This is a genomic window from Acrocarpospora corrugata (assembly GCF_009687845.1).
Lineage (GTDB): Bacteria > Actinomycetota > Actinomycetes > Streptosporangiales > Streptosporangiaceae > Acrocarpospora > Acrocarpospora corrugata.
On record NZ_BLAD01000075.1, the window covers coordinates 32,728 to 53,286 of the forward strand.

The following is a 20,559-nucleotide window of genomic DNA, read 5'->3' on the forward strand; positions in this document are numbered from 1 at the left end:
GGCCGGGGCCCCACTTACACGGGCGTGCCGCCGTTGGCGACGATCAGCGCGTTGGCGTCACGCAGGAACGTGGCCTTCACGACCGGGTTGGAGACGATCTTCGGGTCGTTGACCGCTTCGATGAAGCGCTCAAGCTTCTTGACGATCTTCTTCTTGTCCCGCTCGCGCTCCTTGTCCTCGGACACCATCACCTTGGAGATCTTGTCCTGGAGCTTCGCGGCGCCGGTGGCGGACAGCTGCCCGGCGGCCTCGAAGCGCTCGATCAGGGCGGAGATCTCGTCGGTCGAGGTGACCGTCTTGAACGCGACCGACTGCTCGTACGTGCCGCCCGAGTTGGTCTCGACGGTGACGGTGAGCGTGTGGTCGCCCAGGGCCAGCTTGTGGAGCTGCTGGACGGTCCCGGAGGTGAACGGCTGGCCGTCCAGCTTGCCGGTCACGGTCTTGATCCCGGTTCCGGCGACCTCCCAGGCGATGGTCAGGTCCTGGCTGTCGCCGTACTCGGTGCCGTCCGCGACACCGGAGATGAGGATGGTGGGTTCGGTTTCCACTTCCTCGATCTTGATGGTCGCGGCCTTGGTCTGCTCGACGTTGCCGGCCTTGTCGGTGGCGCGGTAGCGCAGCTCGTGGTCGCCGACACCGGTGACGGTGACCGTCGTGGTGTAGGGCGTCCAGTCGCCGCTGTCGAGGGCGTACTCGATCTTCTCCACGCCGGACGTGGCGTCCGCCGCGGCGAGGGTCACCGGCACCGCGGCCTGGCTGACCGGGAGGAAGTCCGCGGTCGTGGTGGGCGCGGTCGCGTCGACCTTGACGGCGAGCGTCTTGGCCGCCTCGACGTTGCCCGCCTTGTCGACGGAACGGTACGCCAGGGTGTGGTTCCCGTCACCGGTGATGACCACCGGCTCCAGGTAGGTGGTCCAGGCGCCGCCGTCGAGCTGGAACTCGGTCTTGTCGACGCCGCTGCCCTGCGCCTGGTCGGCGCCGGCCAGCGTGACCAGGATCAGGCTGGTGAACCATCCGCTGGCCGGCTGGGCCGGGTCGGGGGTGGCCGTGGTCACCGGCGCGATCGTGTCCGGCGCCGGTCCGCTGTTCAGGCGGAAGTAGTCGAACTTGACCGTCTTGGACGCCTGCTGGGCGGTGCCGATGGTGTACACACCGATCTTGCCGTTGCCGACCGCGGTGTTGGTCACCGCCTGCGCGAACTCCGTCCAGGTGGTGCCGTCGGCGGAGTAGGAACCCTTGAAGCTGGTTCCCTCCTTCTTCAGGCGCAGGTGCCAGACGCCCTGGGTGAGCGAGCCGACCTGCGGCTGCGGGTCCAGGACGACTCCGGCGACCTCACTGCGCAGCTCGATGCGCCGCGCCACCGCGGAACCCGCGGCGTTGTCTGCGACGTAGTCGAGCTTCACGTAGTCGTCGTCACCGGTGTAGATGATCAGACCGCCCTGCTGGTACTGCTCGTCGAGCGTCGAGGCGTCGACCTTCGTCTCCAGCGTCCAGTCGCCGCTCGGCGCGTTCTGCAGGATGAAGTTCTTCGGACCGGTGTTGCCGGTGCCGAAGATGTCGCCGGTCGTGGTGTCGAGCTCCAGGTTGCCGCCGGTCACCCGGGCGGCCGAGGAGTCGCCACGGACGATCGCGTTCCAGCGGCAGGCGTCCAGGGACGTGCCGTTGAACTCGTCGCTCGGCACCGCCGCGGTGGCGGTGTCGTCGGGCGTGATGTGGAACCAGTCGAACGCGGCGTCGATGACCGGCTTGGTGTTACCGGTGCTCGCGAACGAGATGAGACCGATGCGCGGGTTGGTGATCCCGGCCAGCGCCTTGGTCTCCGGCATGGCGGTGAAGTTGGTGCCGTCGGCCGAGTAATGAGCGGTGAGGTTGGTGCCGTTGCTCATGAACCGGACGTAGTAGGTGTCGGGGAAAGCGTCACCGAGGTTGCCGGTGTTGCTCGCCGCCACTTCGTTCGGCACGCCGTTCTCTTCCCGGATGAACTGGAAGATGCGAGCGGCGTGGTCGGGGGTGGCGCTCCGACCCTGGAGCACCATCTTGGCGTAGTTGTTGTCGTCGCCGTACACGACCAGACCAGCCTGCTGGTACTGCTGGCTGGCGACCATGGTCACCTTGGTGGTGGCGGTCCAGGCGCCCTGCGGGAGCGGCTGCAGCGTGATGTTGGTCACGGTGCCGGCGCCGGTGTTGTAGATCTCGGTGAGCGAGGTCGGCAGGATGAGCTTGCCGTCCTCCACCTTCAGGTTCTGGTCCTCACGGACGACCGACCAGCGGTCGCGGTCCAGCGAGGCGCCCAGGAAGTCGTCGGAACGACCGGTGAAGCAGGTGGTGCTCGGCGGGTCCACCTTGATGGAGACCGTCTTGCTGGTCGAGGCGCCCTTGGCGTCGGTCACGATCACCGTGGCGGTGTAGGTGCCCGGCGCGGTGTAGGTGTAGCTCGCGTTGGCCGTGGTCGGCTCCGGCGAACCGTTCACCCCGAAGTTCCACTTGTAGGTGATCGGGTTGTTGTTGTCGGGGTCGGTGGCGGTCGAGGTGAAGTCGACCTTCAGCGGGGCGATGCCCACGGTCGGCGTCGCCGACATGGTCACCGTCGGGCGCTGGTTGTCGGTCACGCCCTGGCCGATGAAGTCGACCCAGTTGAAGTTGAGCAGGTAGGCGTCATTGGCCGCGCTCGCCGGCTTGCGGACGATGAAGAACACCGGGCCGGTCGTCGCCGGGACGTTGGTCAGATCGACCGTGACGTCCTTGTACGTCTGCCAGCCACCGCTCGGCGTGATGTCGACCGAGCCCACCAGGGTCCCGGTGTCGGCGTTGCCGGTCTTGATCTGCACGGTGCCGCCGGCGCCGGCCGAGGAGACCCGGAACCGGACCTGGGAGATGCCGCCCAGGTTGACCGGGCTGTAGGACCAGTAGTCGCCGTCGTTGGTGAAGCCGATGTTCTGCGCGCCACCCTGCGGGTCGGCGCCGTTCTCGATCTGGACACCGGGTGTGTCGGTGCCCGTGCCGCCCGCGACGCGGCCGGTGGTCGAGAAGTGCTCGGCCTGCTTGCGCTTGGGCTGCAGGATGGCCTCGGCCCGCCCGGTCAGCGACTGGGCGCCGCCGGAACCGCCCTTGTCGGCGTAGTTCGCCTCAAGGATGTAGAACAGGTTGTCGTCGACGCCGTGGCCGCTGTCGGACAGCGTCTGGATGGTGCCCTCGCAGCCCTCGTGCTGGTCGAGCGGGTGACCGTGGCTGTCGTGGCCCAGGTACGCCTGGACCTCGACGTCGGCGCAGTCGATCGCGCCGTCCTCGGGGTCGGTGACGACGATCTTGTACTTGACCTGGTCGCCGAACTCGAAGAACCCGCCGTTCGGCGGCAGTTCGAGGGTCACCGTCGGGCGGGTGTTGCCCGCCGTGATCGGCAGGTTCGCCGTGCCGGTGAGGCCGTCCGGGTTGGTGACGGTCAGGACCGCGCTGTACTGCCCGGCCTGGGTGTAGGTGTGCGAGGGGTTGACGGCGGTCGAGTCGGTGCTGCCGTTGCCGTCGAAGTCCCAGGCGTAGGTGATCGGCTTGCCGTCGGGGTCGCTCGATCCCTGGCTGGAGAACTGCACGGTCAGCGGGGCCGGGCCGTCGGTCTTGTCCGCGGCGATGCGGGCGACCGGCGGGCGGGTGCCCTTGACGTACTCGATCCGGTAGATGCCGGAGTCGGCGTTGTCGCCGCCGAAGCCGGAGCCCCACTCGACCAGGTACAGCGCGCCGTCGGGACCGAACTTGATGTCCATGGGGCGCTTGAAGCTCATGGACTTCAGGATCTGGTTGATCTTGATCTGGGCGCTGCCGGCCTCGTTGAGCTGGAACGAGAACAACGTGTTGTTGTTCCACTCACCGAAGATGGCCTTGCCGTCCCAGTAGGCCGGCCACTTGACGGGCGACGCGAGGTCGGCGTCGAAGCGGTAGACCGGGCCACCCATCGGGGCGCCGCCGCTCAGCTCGGGGAAGCTGTTCGGGTTGGTCGCGCCGGTGTAGTGGATCGACGCCGGGATGACCGGCGGCAGGTTGGTCAGACCGGTGTTGTTCGGCGAGTCGTTGACCGGGTTGGCGCAGTTGTACGCCGCCCCCGACGCCCTCGTCGCGAAGTTGTAGTCGATGTACGGCGTGTTGTTGCCCACGCAGTACGGCCAGCCGTAGTTGCCCGGCTTGTCGACCAGGTTCCACTCGACCGTTCCGCGGGGGCCGCGGGTGGCACTCGCGGCGCCGGCGTCGGGACCGTAGTCGGCAACCATGACGTGACCGGTCTTCGGGTCCAGACCCATCCGGAACGGATTGCGGAAGCCCATGGCGTAGATCTCGGGCTTGGTCTTCTCGGTGCCCGGCGCGAACAGGTTGCCCGCGGGGACCGTGTAGGTGCCGTCCGCCTGGGGGGTGATGCGCAGCACCTTGCCGCTCAGGTCGTTGGTATTGCCCGAGCTGCGCTGTGCGTCCCAGGCGGAGCGACCGGCCTGCTCGTCGGTCGGCGTGTAGCCGTCCGAGGCGAACGGGTTGCTGTTGTCACCGGTGGCCAGCCACAGGTCGCCGGTCTTGTGGTCCATGAGCATGCCGCCACCATGATGGCAGCACTCGGCGCGCTGGACCGGCACGTTGAGGATGACCTTTTCGGTGCCGAAGTCGATCGCGTCGCCGACGACCGTGAAGCGGCTCAGCCGGTCGACGTTCCCGCCGGTCGAGGGCGAGTAGAACAGGTACAGCCACCCGTTGGTGTCGAAGCCCTTGTCCAGCGCCAGGCCGAGCAGACCGCTCTCGTTGGCGGTGAACACGTTCAGGCGGCCGGCCGTCACGGTCGAGCCGGTGGTCTTGATGATCTTGACGTCGCCCAGGCGGTCGATGTAGAAGACCCGCCCGTCCTTGGCGATGTCGGTCATCATCGGGTTCGCCGTGTTGTCGTCGAGGGTGACCTTCTGGAAGCTGCCGCTCTGCGAGGCCGAGCAGTCGGCCTTCTCGGCGCCCGCGGCGGTCATGATCCCGCCGAGGAGCATCTTCACGAAGTTCGGCTCGACGAAGCTCTCCTTGGTGTGGCCCAGGCCGGTGTACCAGGAGCGTCCGCCGTCGTAGTCCTGGCACCACACCGTCGGGTGGTCGATGCCCATGGTGCCGCCGGTGTAGGACTTCTCGTCCATCGAGGCCAGCACGTGCACGGTGCCACGCGGGTTGGTGGTGTAGTCGTACCACTCGTCGACGCGGGTCCACGAGGTCGGCAGGTGCGCCGTCGACGGGTGCGCGGGGTCTTCGACCCGGACGGTGGCCGACTGGGTCGCCGGGTGCGACTTGAAGTACGCGCCGACGAGCTTGCCGTACCACTCCCAGCCGTAGCCGCCGTCGGAGGCCGCGTGGACGCCGGCGAAGCCGCCGCCGCCCTGGATGTAGCGCTGGAAGGCGGCCTTCTGGTCCGCCGTGGAGACGGGGTCGCCGGTCGTCGACATGAAGATGACGGCCTGGTACTGCGCCAGGTTGGCGTCAGTGAACTGGGCGCTGTCCTCGGTCGTGTCGACCGCGAAGTTGTTCTCCAGGCCGAGCTTCTGTACGGCGGCGATGCCCTCGGGAATCGAGTCGTGCCGGAAGCCGGTGGTCTTGGAGAAGACCAGGACCTTGAAGGCGGGCTCGGCGGCGGCGTTCGCCGGCGACGTCAGGAGGGTGAGGACGGGCATCAGCGGCACGACGAGGGCCATGGCCATCGTCGCCGCGATCCGGCGTAGGGAGCGGGTTTCGGTCTTCGGCAGGACCTGTGTGATCCTGGCCCACGTTCGAGAACGTGGTGACATGGGGTAATCCCTTTCCTGACTGGGGTTCGTCAGGCAAAGCGCGCGCCGCCGCGCTGGTGCCACTTGTTACTGGGGTTGGGTGTTGCAGTGGCTGGAGGGTGCCATCTCCAGGCTTGTGGGGGCTGTCAGTTGGCCAACAGCCGGGGCAGGGGATTTATGATCATGGTCGGGTGGTCGATGAGCCGGTTGACCACCATGCTCGCGGCGCCCCGTGAGGCGGCGCCGAAGCCGAGGTCGGAGGCGATGAACCGGCACTGGTTGGCGGAGCGGGCCACGACCAGCCGCTCCAGCTCCGCCTGAGCGTGGGGCAGCAGCCATTCGGCCAGCGTGGCGAAGTAACCGCCGACGACGATCGCCCGCGGGTTGAACAGGTTGGCCAGGATCGAGCCGCCGAGCCCGAGCCACCGCCCCACCTGCGCTACCGCGTCCATCATCCGGCGGTCGCCCGCGGCCAGCCCTCTGGCGATCTCGGTCGCGCGCTCCTCGGGGTCGGACACCGGCAGATCGGCCGGCTGGTACGCGTGGCCGGGCATCACCGTACGGACCAGCGCCGCCAGCCCGACCTTGGTCTCCCAGCAGCCATACCGCCCGCAGCCGCAGCGGGCGCCTTCCGGGTCGACCGGCAGGTGGCCGACCTCGCCGGCGAAGCCGTCCGCGCCACGGAGCAGCTTGCCGTCGACGAAGATGCCACCGCCCACGCCGACCTCGCCGGTCAGGTAGACGAGATGGGGGGTGCCGGCGGCGACGCCGGAGGTGTGCTCGGCCACGGCCGCGAGGTTGGCGTCGTTGTCCACCGACACCGGAACGCTCCAAGGGCCGAGCGCGGCCGACAGCCGTGCCGCCAGCGGCAGGTCGTGCCAGCCCAGGTTGGGGGCGAACGTGACGACACCGCGCGCCACGTCGACCAGGCCGGGAACCGCCACACCGAGCCCGGCGGGTACGGCCTCGGCCCGCTTCATCGCCTCGACGGCCTCCAGGGCCACCCGGCTGAGCACGCGCAGAGCCCGATCCGGCCCGCCGGCTATGGCGTCGAAGCCGACCCGGCGCTCCACCAGGACCCGGCCGCCGAGGTCGGACCCGTGAACCGAGATGTAGTCAACATTGATCTCCAAACCCAGCGCGCCGACATGCGCGCCGTGCAGAGCCAGGGGCCGCCGGGGGCGGCCGATCGCGCCGACGTGCTCCGTGCCGATCTCCCGGACCAGCCGCCGGTCGAGCAGTTCCGACACCAGGTTGGAGACCGTGGCCCGGTGCAGGCCGGTCACCTCCGCGATGTCGGCCCTGGACTGGGACACGTGGTCACGCAGGTGGCGCAGGACCAACGAGAGGTTCGTCTGACGCACCATCGGAGAGCTGGTCGGTGAGGCGGTGCCGGCCGCGTGTGTGAGGTTGTGTTTCCGGGTCACGCGGGTCACCGCCTTTCGTTTGTCTCAGCAATCAATTAATGAGGTTTGTAACACGCATGTGTCCGGTGTGCACGTTGTCGCGAGGTAACGAGTTGACATCTTCAAATATGCGCAGGTAGATGGCATACACAGGCTGTTACTGGACCGTTACGATCGCTTCGTTTGCCTCTTGCGAGCCGGGCGGTCTTTAATTTGACCAGCCAGGCGGACCAATTGAGGAGGCGGGGCTGTGGATCTGACCGGTCCGGGCGGGGCGGGGGCTCCATCGGACCAGGCCACGATCCGCCGCGCCAACCTATCCCTGGTGCTGCGCCAGGTCAGCGGGAGCGGGCCGTGCTCCCGGTCGGCCGTCGCCGCCGAGACGGGCCTGAACAAGAACACCGTCACCAGCCTGGTGGGAGAGTTGCAGGCGCGCGCGCTGGTCAAGGAGATCGGGCCCAGGCACGCGGGCGCGGTCGGCCGCCCGAGCCTCGCGCTCGTGCTCGACGGCGCCGGGGTGGGCGCCCTGGGCGTCGAGGTCAACGTCGACTACATCGCCGCCTACGCCACCGACCTGGCGGGCCGGGTGCTCGCCGACCGGAGGGTCGGCTTCGACGCCCTCGGGCGTGATCCGGGACGCTCCATCGACAAGCTGGCCCAGGTGATCGGCAGGACCGTCGCCGACATCGGCCGGCTCGGGGTCGCGCTGGCGGGGATCACCGTGGCCGTGCCCGGACTCGTCGACACCAGCACCGGCACCGTCGTCGTCGCCCCGAACCTCGGCTGGCGCCTGGTGCCGCTGGCCGACCGGCTGCGGTGCGCCGCCATCGCCCCGGACGTCCCCATCACCGTCGACAACGACGCCAACCTGGCGGCGCTGGCCGAATATCGCTGCGGGGTCGCCCTGGGCACGGCGAACCTGATCTACCTCACCGGCGAGGTCGGCGTCGGCTGCGGCATCATCTCCGGCGGGCGGCTGCTGAACGGCGCGGACGGCTTCGCCGGCGAGGTCGGACACATCAGGGTCGACCCGGCCGGTGAGCGGTGCGGCTGCGGCCGGATCGGCTGCTGGGAGACCAAGGTGGGGCTGGCGGCGCTGGTCCGGATGGCCGCCCCCGACCACGCCTACGGGGTCGGCCCGCCGGTCGTCCGCGACCCGGAGGAACGGCTGGCCGAGATGGAGCAGCAGCGAGCCGCCGGTGATCCCCGCGTCGACGCGGCGATCACCGAGGTGGGCCGGTGGCTCGGGGTCGGCGCGGCGACGCTGGTCAACCTCTTCAACCCGCGGGTGATCGTCCTGGGCGGATACTTCGCCCAGCTGGCCGACCGGATCATCCCGGTCGCCCAGACCGAACTGGACCAGCTCAGCATGCGCGACGCCGCCGACCGCTGCCGTCTCACCGCCTCCGACCTCGGTTTCGGCGCCGCCTCCCGGGGCGCGGCCCACGTCGTCATCGAACGGGTGCTGTCCGACCCGACCACCATCTCGATCCGCAACCCCTAGGGTCGGTCCGTCCTGCGGCGCCCATACGCTGCCCGCGTGTCTGGCTCAGAAGTCGAGGAGCGCCGCCGGGTCGAAAGAGATCTCAAATGGTTTGTCGGCTTCGAGTTGCGTTGCCAGCAGCGAGCCGGCGGCGACGGCCGGCGCGGCCACGTAGCCGTACTCGCCGAGTACCAGCACCTGGACCCGTGGTTCTGGCTGATGATCCACGATCCAGTACTGGGAGATGCCGACCGTGGCGTACTCCCCCACCTTCCGCACCCGGTCGTTCCGCTCGCTGCCGCTGCCCGGGGAGACGACCTCGACGGCCAGCAGGACCTCCCTGCCGGGAATCACCTTCGGCGATTCGTCGATGATCGCGGCGCGGGCGACGTCCCGCGGGATGACGAAGATGTCGGGCTTGCGGATCCCGGCAGGCGTGCTGATCTCCCACTCGCCGCCGTCACACACGATCACGGCAGCGCCGGACCGCGACGCGGCGGCCTCGATGGTCCGGGACAGGTTCCGTGCCACCCAGTTGTGCCGGGAACCAGCAGCCACCTCGACCAGCCACCCGTCCTCAACCTCGAACCCCTTACCGTCCTCCGGAAGCTCATGGAGATCGAGGACGGTGTATGGCCCGAACTCCACCTCGTGGGCCAAGCCACGTCCGCTCATGATCTCGCCTCCTGGCTATCGTGGTCGGCATTTCGATGCTATCCCAGCGGAATGAGGGACCATTGGAGCGCCGGGATCTGATTTCATCGAGCTGATGGAGCCCTGATGGGAGCTCGACGATGAAGGCACTCCGGGCATCGCTGCTGGCGGTGCTCCTGCTGGCGACCGGGTCTGGTGCGGTGGTGGCCGCCCGGGAGGTGGTGAGCGCGCGCGGTGGGGTGGAGTCGGTGCGGCTGGCCGCGCAGAGTGAGAGTGTGGCCTCCGTCGATCCGGCGATGTCCCGGCTGCTCGCGGTGGCCGCCTGGCGGGCGGCGCCGACGCCGGAGGCGCGGCGGAGCATGCTGGCCGCGCTGACCAGCCCGCTGACGGCCGTGCTGCGGGGGCACCGCAACAGCGTGTACGCGGTGGCGTACAGCAGGGACGGCACGACGCTGGCCACCGGCGGCGCGGACGGCACGCTGCGGACCTGGGACGCGCGCTCGTTCCGGCCGGGTGAGCCGGTCACGGGGCACCGGGGCGGGATCACCCAGGTGACTTTCGCCGCGAACGGGCGGGTGATCACCGCCAGCCGGGACAGGACGGTCCGGATCTGGAACGGCACCGAGCAGGTGGGTGAGCCGATCGCCGGCACGATGATCGCGCCTGACCCGCCCGGCCGGGTGCTCGCGGTGGGCGACCAGAACGGCGTGCCGCGTCTGCTCAACCTGACCACGCGGCGGCAGCTGGGCCGTGCGTTCCCGCGCCACCCGAGCGGCCTGCGCGACCTCACCTTCGACGGCCGCGTCCTGACCACCTACGACAACGCGGGCGTGCTGCGCATCTGGAACGCCCGCACCCATCGCCTGATCGGCCGCATCGCCGGCGGACCAGGCCCGGTCACGATAAATCGGGACAACGTGGCGTTCATCGTGGACGGGACCCTGCGACGGCTGGATCTCACCACCCGGCGGCAGACCAACCGGCCGATCCGCGGCGATTTCGTGGCCCTCGCCTACGGCACCGAGGGAAACCTGCTCGCCACCGCCCAGCGCAACGGCCTGGTCCACGTCCTGGCGAACGGCGTCCCGCTGGCCGAGCCGTTCCGGGCCGGCGCGGTGCGGGACCTGGCGCTCAGCCCGGACGGCAACTGGCTGGCCGCGGCCGGCGACGACGAGGTCGTCCGCGTCTGGGACCTCGCCCTGACCCGCAGGCTGGGCGGCGAGCCCGCGGGGGCCGCGCCCGAGGCCGTCGCGGGAGCGCCGCCCTGCCGCCCGGCGACCGTCAAGGCGTCCGCCACCCGGCGGACCGAACTCGCCACCGCGACCGCCACCAGCCCGGACGGCCGCCAGTTCGCCACCGCGACCGCCGGCGCCATCTGCCTGTGGGACGCACGCACCCGCAAACGCCTGCGCGAACCGCTGACCGGGCACACCGGCCAGGTGAACACCCTGGTCTACAGCCCGGACGGCGCCGAACTGGTCTCCGGCGGCGACGACCACACCATCCGCTGGTGGAGCACGGCCACCGGAACCCCGGGTGAGCTGACGCTCGCCCAGGCCAGCGGCATCTCCGCGCTCGCCTTCGATCCGCGCGACCGCAACCGCCTGGCCACCGGAACCCAGAACGGCACGGTCCGGCTCTGGAACCTGGCCGAACGCCGCCCGATCGGGCCGCCGTTCCTCGGCCACACCGGGGCGGTGACCTCGATCGCGTTCAGCGGCGACGGGACCACCCTCGCCACCGCCGCCGGAAATATCCGGATCTGGGATTTGAACACCCACAAGCAGCTGGGCGCGCCCCTCGGCCGCGCCCTGACCACGGTCGCGTACGGCGCCGACGGCGGGCTGATCGGCGGCGGCCCGGCCGGGACCAGGCGGCTGTGGAACCCCGCGCTGACCCCCGACCCGGCCACCGAGGTCTGCCGGCTGGCCGGACGTTTCCCGCCGCCGCTCGACCTCCCGTCCTACCTGCCGGACCAGAATTATCCGGACATCTGCCCCTGAGACCGCTGGGCGGCCACGAAGTCATTGCACTGCGGCAGCCCGAGCTCCCGGATGATGTCGTTGAGCTCGAAGAAGTTGAGCTCCCCGATCCTGGGCAGCAGGTCGATGATCGGCGTGCCGTACTTGCGGGCCATGTAGCGGTAGTTCTCGGCCGCCTGGTCGTTGTTGCCGTCGAAGCTCTTCGGGTGCGGCACGTGGATCGCGGTGGCGTCGCGGTTCAGCACGAAGCGGGCGCCCGCGCGGTGCAGCCGGTAGCCGAGGTCGATGTCCTCGCCGCCCCAGCGCCGGAAGTTCTCGTCGAACATGCCGATCTCGTGGAGCTGCGCGGTGCGCGCGGAGACGTTGCAGGTCCAGTAGTTGAGCCAGGGCGCGGGCAGGTCGGCGAAGTCGTCGCCGTACCTGGCGTAGAAGATCTCGCGGACGTCGAGCCACTGGCCGGAGCGCTTCAGCTTGGCGATGGTGGCGTCGGGGTTGGCGAAGTCGATCGCCTTCAGGATGAGGATGGCGTCCTCGTTGTCGAGGTTGAAGCAGTAGACGTAGCCGCAGACGGCGAGCGGCACGTCGGCGGCCTCGTGGGTGGCCAGATGGGTGGCCAGGAAGGTGGTGGAGGCGAGCACGCCCGAGTCCATCAGCACGCAGATCTCCGCCGACGCCTGCGCGAGGCCCAGGTTGCGGGCCTGGGCGGCGCGGTGGCCGAGGTCCTCCTGGAAGAAGTAGCGCAGGTTGAGCCGGTCCCGGAAGCCGTCCACCACGGCCTTGGTGCCGTCACTCGATCCGTCGTCCCCGATCAGCACCTCGAAGTCGCCGGCCGGCAGGGTCTGCCGGGTGAGCGAGTTCAGGGTGTGCCGGAGCAGTTCTTCCCGGTTGTAGGTCGGGATCACCACACTGCATTTCACGAAGTCCTCCCCAGGTCGGTACGGAACCAGCTGATCGTTCGGGCGATGCCGTCCGGGATGCCGATCGCCGGGGACCAGCCGAGGAGCCGGTGGGCCAGCGCGGTGTCCGGGCGGCGTTTCTCTGGGTCGTCCTGGCCGAGCGGCGCGTACACGAACCGGAGCGGGTTGCCGGTCTGGTCGGCGATCAGCCCGGCGATGTCCAGGACGGCCATCTCCTCGGTGCTGCCCAGGTTGACCGGGCCGTGGTGCGGTGAGCGCATGAGGGAGAGCAGGGCCTCGACCATGTCGTCGACGTAGCAGAGCGAGCGGGTCTGCTTGCCGGTGCCGTTGACCGAGAACGGCTTCCCGGCGAGGGCCTGGGCGATGAAGTTGGGCACCACCCGGCCGTCGTTGAGGCGCATCCGCGGCCCGAAGGTGTTGAAGATCCGGGCGATGGCGGTGTCGGTGCCGTAGGTCCGGTGGTAGGCCGCCGTGATGGCCTCCGCGTACCGTTTCGCCTCGTCGTACACCGATCGCGGGCCGACCGTGTTGACGTTCCCCAGGTACGCCTCGCGCTGCGGGTGTTCGAGCGGGTCGCCGTACACCTCGGAGGTGGAGGCGAGCAGGAAGCGGGCGTTCTTGGCGCGGGCCAGGGCGAGCATGTTGTCGGTGCCCGCCGAGCCGACCCGAAGGGTCTCCAGGGGCAGGCGCTGGTAGTCCACCGGCGACGCCGGGGAGGCCAGGTGAAAGATCTCGTGCAGCGGCCCCGGCAGGTCCAGCGGCTCGATCACATCGTGGGTGACCAGCCGGAAGCCGGGCACGGCCAGCAGATGCGCGATGTTCGCCGCGCGGCCGGTCACGAAGTTGTCGACGCAGATGACTTCCAGGCCGTCCCGGAGCAGGCGCTCACACAGGGCCGAGCCGATGAATCCGGCGCCGCCGGTGACGAGCACGCGGATCGGGTCCAAGCGCATATGAACGGAGTCCTCTCGTGAAAAACCCGTCGGCGCTCGGGTGGGTGCGGCTTTACCTGGCGTTCGCGGCCAGGTAGTCGGCGCAGGCGGGCATGCCGCGCAGCGTGATGATGTCGTTCAGGTTGAAGAAGTGCACGTCGGGGATGGACAGCAGGAGCCGGGTGATGGGCGTGCCGTATTTGGCGGCCATCCGGCGGTAGTTGGCGTCGGCGTCGGCGTTGTTGCCCTCCTCGGTCTTCGGGTGCGGGCAGTGGATCGCGGACGCGTCCCGGTTGAGGATGAAGTGGGCGCCGTCCCGGTGCAGCCGGTAGCCGAGGTCGATGTCCTCGCCGCCCCACGCGACGAAGTCCTCATCGAACCCGCCGACCGCGCGCAGCTGGTCGGTCCTGGCCGAGACGTTGCAGGTCCAGTAGTTCATCCAGGGCGCGGGCTGGGTGCCGTAGTCGTCGCCGTACTTGGTGTAGTAGTCCTCGCGCATGTCGAGCCACAGGCGCTTGTCGGCCAGCAGGGCGATGGTGCCGTCGGGGTCGGCGAAGTCGATGGTGCGGTTCATCAGCTCCGCGTCGTCGCCGTTGAAGTTGTAGCAGTAGACGTAGCCGGTGACGGCGATCGGGACCGCCGCCGCGTCGTGGCTGGCCAGGTGGGCCGCCAGGCAGCCGGAGCTGGGCAGCACGCCGCAGTCGAACAGCACGCACACCTCGGCCTCGGCGTGCGCGATGCCGACGTTGCGGGTCTTGGCGGCCCGGTAACCTTCGCGCTCCCGGAAGAAGTAGCGCAGGTTGAGCCGGTCCTGGAAGCGGTGCGCCACCGCGGCGGTGTCGTCGTCGGAGCCGTCGTCGATGACGATGACCTCGAACTCCTCGCGCGGGAGCGTCTGCAGGGTCAGGGCGCCGAGCGTGTGCCCGAGCAGTTCCGCCCGGTTGTAGGTCGGGATGACCACGCTGCATCTGAGCATGTGTGCCTCATAGGTAATAGGTGTTCGGGTCGAGGCCGCAGAGGACCCGGCCGTAGAGTTCCAGGTTGGTGTTGGGGTGCATGAGTGCGTGCAGGTTGATCGCCCGCACGTCCCGTTCGATCTGCTGGATCGGCACGATGTCGTAGATCGAGGAGCCGCCGCTGGCCGTGTTCAGGATGTCCACGGCCTCCTTCACCAGCTGGCAGACCGAGCCCATGTCAGCTCGGGCGCGGGCCCGTTCCGCCGTGGTCCAGGTCTCCCCGAGGATCGCCTTGCCGTCGACCTGGCCGGCCAGCCGGTCGGCGTGGAACTCGGCTTCGTCGATCTTCATGGCGGCGGCGGCCACCTGAAGGTGGGTCACCGGGGCCTCGCGCTGGCTGGTGTAGCCGGTGTAGGTGATGCCCCGGCCGGGCAGCCGGTGCAGGAACGAGCCCATCGCGCCCCTGGCCAGGCCGAGCAGCGTGCCGACCGAGGACGCGGCGGCGGTGGGCAGCAGCGGCGACCGGTAGATCGGGGTGTCGGCGTTCCGCCGGGAGGCGTACTGCTCTTGCAGGATCGCGCCGAGCGGGAGCGCCCGGACTGCCGGGACGTAGATCTCGCTGGCGATGGTGGTGACGCTGCCCGAGCCTTTCAGCCCGGAGGTGTACCAGTCGTCCATGATCTGCAGGTCGGCCATCGGCACCACGGCCATGATCGGCCCGGTGCTCTCGGTCGCGGCGACGATCACCTGCCACTGGCTGTGGTGGGCGCCGCTCATGAACGCCCACTGCCCGCTGACCGAGTAGCCGCCGTCCTTCGGCGTGGCGACCGCCGTGGGGCTGAGCGTGGCGCAGATCCGCACGTCGGGGGTGGCGAACACCTCGTCCTGGACCTCGTCGGGGAACAGGCAGGTCAGCCAGGTCGCGATCGACCACACGGCGGCGGTCCAGGCGGCCGAGCCGTCGCCCTGCCCGAGCACGCCCAGAACCTGGCTTAGGGTACGGCTGTCGCAGGCGTAACCGCCGTACCTGGCCGGGGTTCTGAGCTTGAAGACGCCCGCTTCGGCCATCGCCTCGATGGACAGCGGGTGCAGGCGGCGGTGGCCCTCCGACCAGTACGCGTTCCCGCGCAGCAACGGCACGATTCTGCCGGCACGCTCCGCCAATTCAGGTTTCTCAAGAGTTTCCATGACCCTCCTCATTTGGAACGGTAGGTCCGCCGCCGAGAGGTCGCATCTCCTGAATTGCCGGGTGTTTCGAAATCATTCGATAGTGCGAATGCCCGGATTTAAATCGAACGCCCGATTAATTAATCGGCGGCTCGTTTGTCCGGCCACGACCGCTTCACCGAGAATTCAACGGTTGTTGATTTTCGCGTGGCCTGGTCGTAACCTGGCCGCAAGGAGGCGATCGCATGTCGTACATCCTGAAATTTCGGGACATCGGGGTGGGGGATCTGGGGCTGGTCGGCGGGAAGGCGCTGAACCTCGGGATCCTCACCGTGGCGGGGCTGCCGGTGCCGCCGGGCGTGGTCGTCACCACCGAGGCGTACGACCAGGTGGCGGGGGCGCTCGACCTCGGCGCCCAGGCGGCGGATCCGGCGAAAGCCAGGGAACTGGTCATGCGGGCCCCGGTCCCCGAGGACATCGCGGCGGCCATCCGCCGGTTCGGGGACGTGCCGGTGGCCGTCCGGTCGTCGGCCACGGCGGAGGACCTGCCGTACGCGAGCTTCGCCGGGCAGCAGGACACCTACCTGAACGTGATCGGCGGCGACGCCGTGCTCGACGCGGTGCACCGCTGCTGGGCGTCGCTGTGGACGGATCGGGCGGTGGCCTATCGGAGCGCGAACGGAATCGACCATCAGGCGGTCAAGCTGGCGGTCGTCATTCAGGAGATGGTGCAGTCCGAGATCGCGGGCGTCATGTTCACCGCGAATCCGATCACCGGCCGCCGCCGCGAAGCGGTCATCGACGCCAGCCCGGGACTCGGCGAAGCCGTCGTGTCGGGGGCGGTCAATCCCGATCATTTCGTCGTGCGGGATGGGCGGGTCCGGGAGCGGCGATTGGGCGACAAGCGCATGGCCGTACGATCCCTGGCCGGAGGCGGCGTCGAGCAGGTCGCGACCGCGCAGGACGCGGCGTGCCTCACCGACGCGCAGATCCTGGCGCTGGCCGAGCTCGGCGGCCGGGTGGAGGATCACTACGGTTCGCCGCAGGACACCGAGTGGGCGATCGACGCCGGCGGCACGCTGTGGCTCACCCAGGCCCGGCCGATCACCACTCTCTACCCGGTTCCGGAAGGCCCGCCGGGATTGCGGGCGTACTTCTGCTTCAGCCTGGCGCAGGGCCTGACCCGCCCGATCACGCCGATGGGCGTCTCGGCGTTCCGGATGTTGTCCTCGTCGGTCTCCGCGACCGTGTTCGGCTCCCCTGTCGCCGACCCGCGCGCCGGGGCGACGGCCTTCCACGAGGCCGGCGGCAGGATCTTCATCGACCTGACGTCCCTGCTGCGCAGCAGCCTCGGCCGCGCGGTCGTGCCGCGGGTCTTCGACGTGATGGAGGCCCGCTCGGCCACCGTCATACGCGGCCTGTTCGACGAGCCCGAGTTCAGCGTCACCCAGCGCGCCAAGCTCCCGGCGATCCGCCGCGGCCTCCGGCTGGTGTGGAGGTTCCGCCTCCCGCCGCACGCCGTCCAGGCCATCGCCAACCCGGCGAAGGCCCGGCTGCGGGTGGAGCAGATCGGCGCCGACCTGCGGGCCCGCCTCCCGCTCCCGCCCGGCGTGACCCCGCTGGACCACGCCGAATGGCTGCTGTCCACCCAGATGATCCCGCTCGTCCCGGCCATCCTGCCCGCCGCCGCCCCCGGCTTCATCATGCTCGGCCTGGCCGACCGGCTCCTCGGCGCCAAGGCCGGGCCCGGCGAAGTCCAGGGCGTGCTCCGCGGCCTCCCGCACAACGTCACCACCGAGATGGACCTGGAACTCTGGCACCTCGCCGAACGCATCAGGAAACACCCCGAAGCGGCCGCGGCGCTCCGCGACGACCCGACCGGCGACCTCCCCCCGCTGGTCCGCGAAGCACTCGCCGACTTCCTCGCCAGGTACGGCGACCGCGCCGTCGCCGAGATCGACCTCGGCCTGCCGCGCTGGCGCGAGGACCCCTCCCACGTGCTCGGCGTCCTGGCCAACTACCTGCGCCTGGAGGACTCTTCGCTGGCCCCCGACGCCCTGTTCGCCAGGGGCGCGGCCGAAGCCGAATCGATGATCGCCGAACTGTCCCGCCGCGCGGGCGGCCTGCGCGGCCGGGTCGTGCGCTTCGCCCTGGGCCGCGCCCGAGCTCTCGCCGGATTCCGCGAACTCCCCAAGTACTACCTGGTGGTCGCGCTGGCGACGGTCCGCGAACTCCTCTGGCGGGTCGGCGCGGACCTGGCCGGGCACGGCGCGATCGAGCGGCCCGGCGACGTCTTCTTCCTCACCCTCCCAGAAGCCCGCGCGGGCGGCGACCTCCGCGCCACCGTCGCCCGCCGCCGCGACGACTACGACCGCGAACTGCGCCGCCGCCACATCCCCCGCGTCCTGCTCTCCGACGGCACAGAACCGGAAGCCGTCGCGAGCCGGGCCCCGGCCCCCGACGGCGCACTGACCGGCACCCCCGCCTCCGCCGGCACGGTCACCGGCCTCGCCCGCGTCGTCCTGGACCCCGTCGGCGCCCACCTGGAGCCCGGCGAGATCCTCGTCTGCCCGTCCACCGACCCCGGCTGGACCCCGCTCTTCCTGACCGCCGCAGGCCTGGTCATGGAGATGGGCGGCGCCAACTCGCACGGCGCGGTCGTCGCCCGCGAATACGGCATCCCGGCCGTCGTCGGCGTCCCCCGCGCCACCGAATCCCTCGAAACCGGCCAGCGGATCACCGTCGACGGCACCTCCGGAGTCGTGACACCGGCCTCACAGTGAGATTGCTGGGACCGGGTTGGGTATCTACGCTCGGTCGCATGGGAATCCCCACCGAACCGATCGGTAGCATCCCCCGCTCCCCCGCCCTGCTCGCCGCGCTGGCCGACCACGCGGCCGGCCGGATCAGCGCCGACGTGCTGGCCGAACGGCAGGACGAGGCCGTCGCCGACACGATCGCCCGGCTGGCCGGGCTGGGCTGTCCCGTCCTGGTCGACGGCGAACAGTCCAAGCCGAGTTTCGCGACCTATCCCATCGACGGCCTGACCAACCTGAGCCCCGACGGCGCGATCATCCCGTTCGCCGACGGTCACACCCGGCAGCTCCCCCATCTGACCAGCGGCCCTTTCGGCTACCTGACCCACGCGGACAGCTATCTCAGAGCCGCGCGGCGCCACACCAGCCTGCCGATCAAGCAGGCGGTGATCGCGCCCTCCGCGCTGAGCCTGCTGTACCCCGCCGACGGCATCCCGGGCTATCCCCGTGAATCTTTCATCGCCGACCTCGTCGACGCCGCCGAGGCCGACATCCGCCGCTGCCTGGACGCGGGCGCGCACGTGGTGCAGCTCGACTTCACCGAGGGCCGCCTCGCCCTCAAGCTCGACCCCGGCGGCGGCGTGCTCGACGCCTTCATCGCCCTGAACAACCAGGTCCTCGACCGCTTCACCGCCGAGGAGCAGGCCAGAATCGGCGTCCACACCTGCCCCGGCGGCGACCAGGACTCCACCCACAGCCTGGACGTCGACTACGCGGGCCTGCTGCCGAAACTGTTCGGGCTGCGGGTCGGCAACTTCTACCTCCAACTGGCCAGCGAGCCCGACCCGGACCGCGTCCTGGCCATCGTGGCGAGCCACCTGCCGGCCGGCGCCCGCGTCTTCGTCGGAGTGACCGACCCGATCGACCAGACCCCAGAAACCCCCGCCCAGGTACGCGACCGCATCCTCGCCGCCGCCCGCCGCATCCCCCCGGCCCAGCTGGGCAGCTGCGACGACTGCGGCTTCGCACCGTTCGCCGACGACACCTCCACCTCCCGGGACCTCGCCTTCGCCAAGATCTCGGCCCGCCTGGAGGGCACCGCACTCGCCGCGGACGTACTCGGCGGGTGACCCTTACCGGCTGACAAGCTGGAGTAGTTCCCGGTGGCCGTCGGGCATTCCGGCGGGCAGCTCGTCCAGCGTGAACAGCCGGGCTTCGAGGACCTCCCGCTCGTCCAGCCGGAGGTTCTCGAAGTCGCCGACCAAGGTGGCCTCGTAGTAGACCTCGATCCGCAGCTTGAACCCGCTATTGATCTTGAGTAGCCGCCCTACCTCGACGGTCAGCCCGGTCTCCTCGCGTACTTCGCGGGTGATGGTGTCCTCGTGGCGTTCGCCCTTCTTCGCGTACCCCGTCGGAAAGCCCCACGGCCGTTCGGCGGGCCACAGCCGATGCCGGAGCAGCAGCACCCGCCCGTCCTCGGTTCGCACGACCCCTGTGATCCCACACATGAACTTCGCGTTCACGAAGTAGAGGAATCGCCACTGCACCGGCTTCGCCAGTCGCCACAGTTTGGTCAGCAACGCGTTCACGTCTACCTCCGCATCGACGCCGGGCTTCAGCGTGTCAGAGATCGACGTCACAAGGCCGAGATCAGCCACCCGAAAGCGGGGATGACCGAAGGGCCCGGCGGGTGGTTGTTCAAGATCGCGAGGAGTTGCCAGTAGCGTTCCACCTCGGCGTCCGCGAGGGTGCGGAGCCGGTCGGCGAGTTCGGCCCGTTCCCGGGGGATCTGAGCCACGATGGCCTGGCCCCGGGCCGAGTCCGGCGCGATCTGTTCGGCCACGGCGCGGCCGGCGTGTTCCAGGACCCGGCCGCGCAGGTCGAGGCCCTCGCCGAAGCGGGGTCCGGCGGAACCGATGAGCACTATCTTCCGGAGCCGGTCGGCGAAGCCCGCGTCGGCCACCAGTTCGGCCAGTTCCAGCCAGGCGTCGACCTGTTCGGCGGTCGGGTCGTCGGGCAGTTCGGCCGGGAGTTCGCGCATCCACTCGGCGATGACCTTGGCGTCGTCGTCGAGTGGCACGCCCGCGAACACGCCGGTCACGAAGTCGTCGATGATCTGCCGGCGTTCCGTCGCCGACAGCCGGGCCAGCTGGTGCATGATCTGTGCCTCCTCGGTCGTGCCGCGCCGGCGGGCGACCGTGCTCAGGACGGCGCGGCGCAGGCGTAGCGTGCGTATCTCCGCGTCCAGGGCCAGGACGTGTGTCTCGGCCACCTCGGCGACCGTGACCCGCTGGGCCAGGATCTCGTGGACGCTCTCCAGTCCGATGCCGAGCTCGCGCAGCGTCCGTACCAGCTCGAAACGGGCCACGGCCGCCGCGTCGAACAGGCGGTAGCCGCCCGCCGAGCGCGGCGCGGACGGCACCACGCCGCTGTCGGTCCAGAACCGGATCGTGTGCACCGACAGTCCGGTACGCCGAGCCAGCTGCCCGATGGTGATAAGTTCCCCGGCATCACTCACGACACCAACCTGCACCT

General features: G+C 69.9%; 13 protein-coding genes. 4 read left to right on the plus strand and 9 right to left on the minus strand.

What is annotated here, in order from left to right:
* Window positions 1-14: 14 nt before the first annotated feature.
* Both Acor_RS45630 and Acor_RS29890 read right to left on the minus strand, forming a co-directional pair.
* Complete coding sequence (locus tag Acor_RS45630; RefSeq protein ID WP_155340105.1) at window positions 15-5,792, minus strand: ThuA domain-containing protein; 5,778 nt, start codon at window positions 5,790-5,792, stop codon at window positions 15-17.
* Between the two features lie 125 nt (window positions 5,793-5,917).
* Window positions 5,918-7,138 (minus strand): ROK family transcriptional regulator, encoded by a 1,221-nt coding sequence (locus tag Acor_RS29890; protein ID WP_155340106.1) that lies wholly within the window; start codon window positions 7,136-7,138, stop codon window positions 5,918-5,920.
* Between the two features lie 289 nt (window positions 7,139-7,427).
* Here Acor_RS29890 and Acor_RS29895 point away from each other — a divergent pair, with 289 nt between their 5' ends.
* Window positions 7,428-8,681 carry an ROK family protein gene (locus Acor_RS29895; RefSeq protein ID WP_218034567.1) on the plus strand — a complete coding sequence of 418 codons (1,254 nt, stop codon included), beginning with the start codon at window positions 7,428-7,430 and terminating at the stop codon, window positions 8,679-8,681.
* A 45-nt stretch (window positions 8,682-8,726) separates the two neighbouring features.
* On the opposite strand, the gene Acor_RS29900 is transcribed toward Acor_RS29895, so the two are convergent.
* Window positions 8,727-9,335, minus strand: coding sequence for a Uma2 family endonuclease (locus Acor_RS29900; RefSeq protein ID WP_155340107.1), 609 nt, complete (start codon window positions 9,333-9,335; stop codon window positions 8,727-8,729).
* A 119-nt stretch (window positions 9,336-9,454) separates the two neighbouring features.
* On the opposite strand from Acor_RS29900, the gene Acor_RS29905 reads away from it, so the two are divergent.
* The gene (locus tag Acor_RS29905; RefSeq protein WP_155340108.1) at window positions 9,455-11,317 is read left to right on the plus strand and encodes a WD40 repeat domain-containing protein; all 1,863 of its coding nucleotides are present in this window, start codon (window positions 9,455-9,457) and stop codon (window positions 11,315-11,317) included.
* Here Acor_RS29905 and Acor_RS29910 read toward each other — a convergent pair.
* From Acor_RS29910 to Acor_RS29925, 4 genes are read right to left on the minus strand one after another with little or no spacing between them, the layout of a single operon-like run.
* A complete protein-coding gene (locus Acor_RS29910) occupies window positions 11,296-12,213 on the minus strand; it encodes a glycosyltransferase (RefSeq protein WP_218034568.1) in 918 nt (305 codons plus the stop codon). The two genes, Acor_RS29905 and Acor_RS29910, sit on opposite strands and share 22 nt — an antisense overlap.
* The gene (locus Acor_RS29915) at window positions 12,210-13,166 is read right to left on the minus strand and encodes a UDP-glucuronic acid decarboxylase family protein (RefSeq protein WP_174876218.1); all 957 of its coding nucleotides are present in this window, start codon (window positions 13,164-13,166) and stop codon (window positions 12,210-12,212) included. Before Acor_RS29915 ends, Acor_RS29910 begins: the two co-directional genes overlap by 4 nt.
* Window positions 13,167-13,218: 52 nt before the next feature.
* The gene (locus Acor_RS29920; RefSeq protein WP_155340110.1) at window positions 13,219-14,121 is read right to left on the minus strand and encodes a glycosyltransferase; all 903 of its coding nucleotides are present in this window, start codon (window positions 14,119-14,121) and stop codon (window positions 13,219-13,221) included.
* 7 nt (window positions 14,122-14,128) lie between these two features.
* Window positions 14,129-15,289 (minus strand): acyl-CoA dehydrogenase family protein, encoded by a 1,161-nt coding sequence (locus Acor_RS29925; RefSeq protein WP_218034569.1) that lies wholly within the window; start codon window positions 15,287-15,289, stop codon window positions 14,129-14,131.
* 224 nt (window positions 15,290-15,513) lie between these two features.
* Between Acor_RS29925 and Acor_RS29930 the strand changes: the two genes are divergently transcribed.
* Together Acor_RS29930 and Acor_RS29935 are read left to right on the plus strand one after the other, a co-directional pair.
* The gene (locus tag Acor_RS29930) at window positions 15,514-18,051 is read left to right on the plus strand and encodes a PEP/pyruvate-binding domain-containing protein (RefSeq protein ID WP_155340112.1); all 2,538 of its coding nucleotides are present in this window, start codon (window positions 15,514-15,516) and stop codon (window positions 18,049-18,051) included.
* 38 nt (window positions 18,052-18,089) lie between these two features.
* Window positions 18,090-19,154, plus strand: coding sequence for a uroporphyrinogen decarboxylase/cobalamine-independent methonine synthase family protein (locus Acor_RS29935; protein WP_155340113.1), 1,065 nt, complete (start codon window positions 18,090-18,092; stop codon window positions 19,152-19,154).
* 3 nt (window positions 19,155-19,157) lie between these two features.
* On the opposite strand, the gene Acor_RS29940 is transcribed toward Acor_RS29935, so the two are convergent.
* A complete protein-coding gene (locus Acor_RS29940) occupies window positions 19,158-19,613 on the minus strand; it encodes an NUDIX hydrolase (protein ID WP_246239316.1) in 456 nt (151 codons plus the stop codon).
* A gap of 47 nt (window positions 19,614-19,660) precedes the next feature.
* The gene (locus tag Acor_RS29945) at window positions 19,661-20,542 is read right to left on the minus strand and encodes a helix-turn-helix domain-containing protein (RefSeq protein ID WP_155340114.1); all 882 of its coding nucleotides are present in this window, start codon (window positions 20,540-20,542) and stop codon (window positions 19,661-19,663) included.
* Between the last annotated feature and the right edge of the window lie 17 nt (window positions 20,543-20,559).

Coding starts and splice junctions, on each gene's coding strand:
- Acor_RS45630 (WP_155340105.1), bottom strand. CDS start 5,792: ATGTCACCACGTTCTCGAACGTGGGCCAGGATCACACAGGTCCTGCCG.
- Acor_RS29890 (WP_155340106.1), bottom strand. CDS start 7,138: ATGGTGCGTCAGACGAACCTCTCGTTGGTCCTGCGCCACCTGCGTGAC.
- Acor_RS29900 (WP_155340107.1), bottom strand. CDS start 9,335: ATGAGCGGACGTGGCTTGGCCCACGAGGTGGAGTTCGGGCCATACACC.
- Acor_RS29905 (WP_155340108.1), top strand. CDS start 9,455: ATGAAGGCACTCCGGGCATCGCTGCTGGCGGTGCTCCTGCTGGCGACC.
- Acor_RS29915 (WP_174876218.1), bottom strand. CDS start 13,166: ATGCGCTTGGACCCGATCCGCGTGCTCGTCACCGGCGGCGCCGGATTC.
- Acor_RS29920 (WP_155340110.1), bottom strand. CDS start 14,121: ATGCTCAGATGCAGCGTGGTCATCCCGACCTACAACCGGGCGGAACTG.
- Acor_RS29925 (WP_218034569.1), bottom strand. CDS start 15,289: ATGGAAACTCTTGAGAAACCTGAATTGGCGGAGCGTGCCGGCAGAATC.
- Acor_RS29930 (WP_155340112.1), top strand. CDS start 15,514: ATGTCGTACATCCTGAAATTTCGGGACATCGGGGTGGGGGATCTGGGG.
- Acor_RS29935 (WP_155340113.1), top strand. CDS start 18,090: ATGGGAATCCCCACCGAACCGATCGGTAGCATCCCCCGCTCCCCCGCC.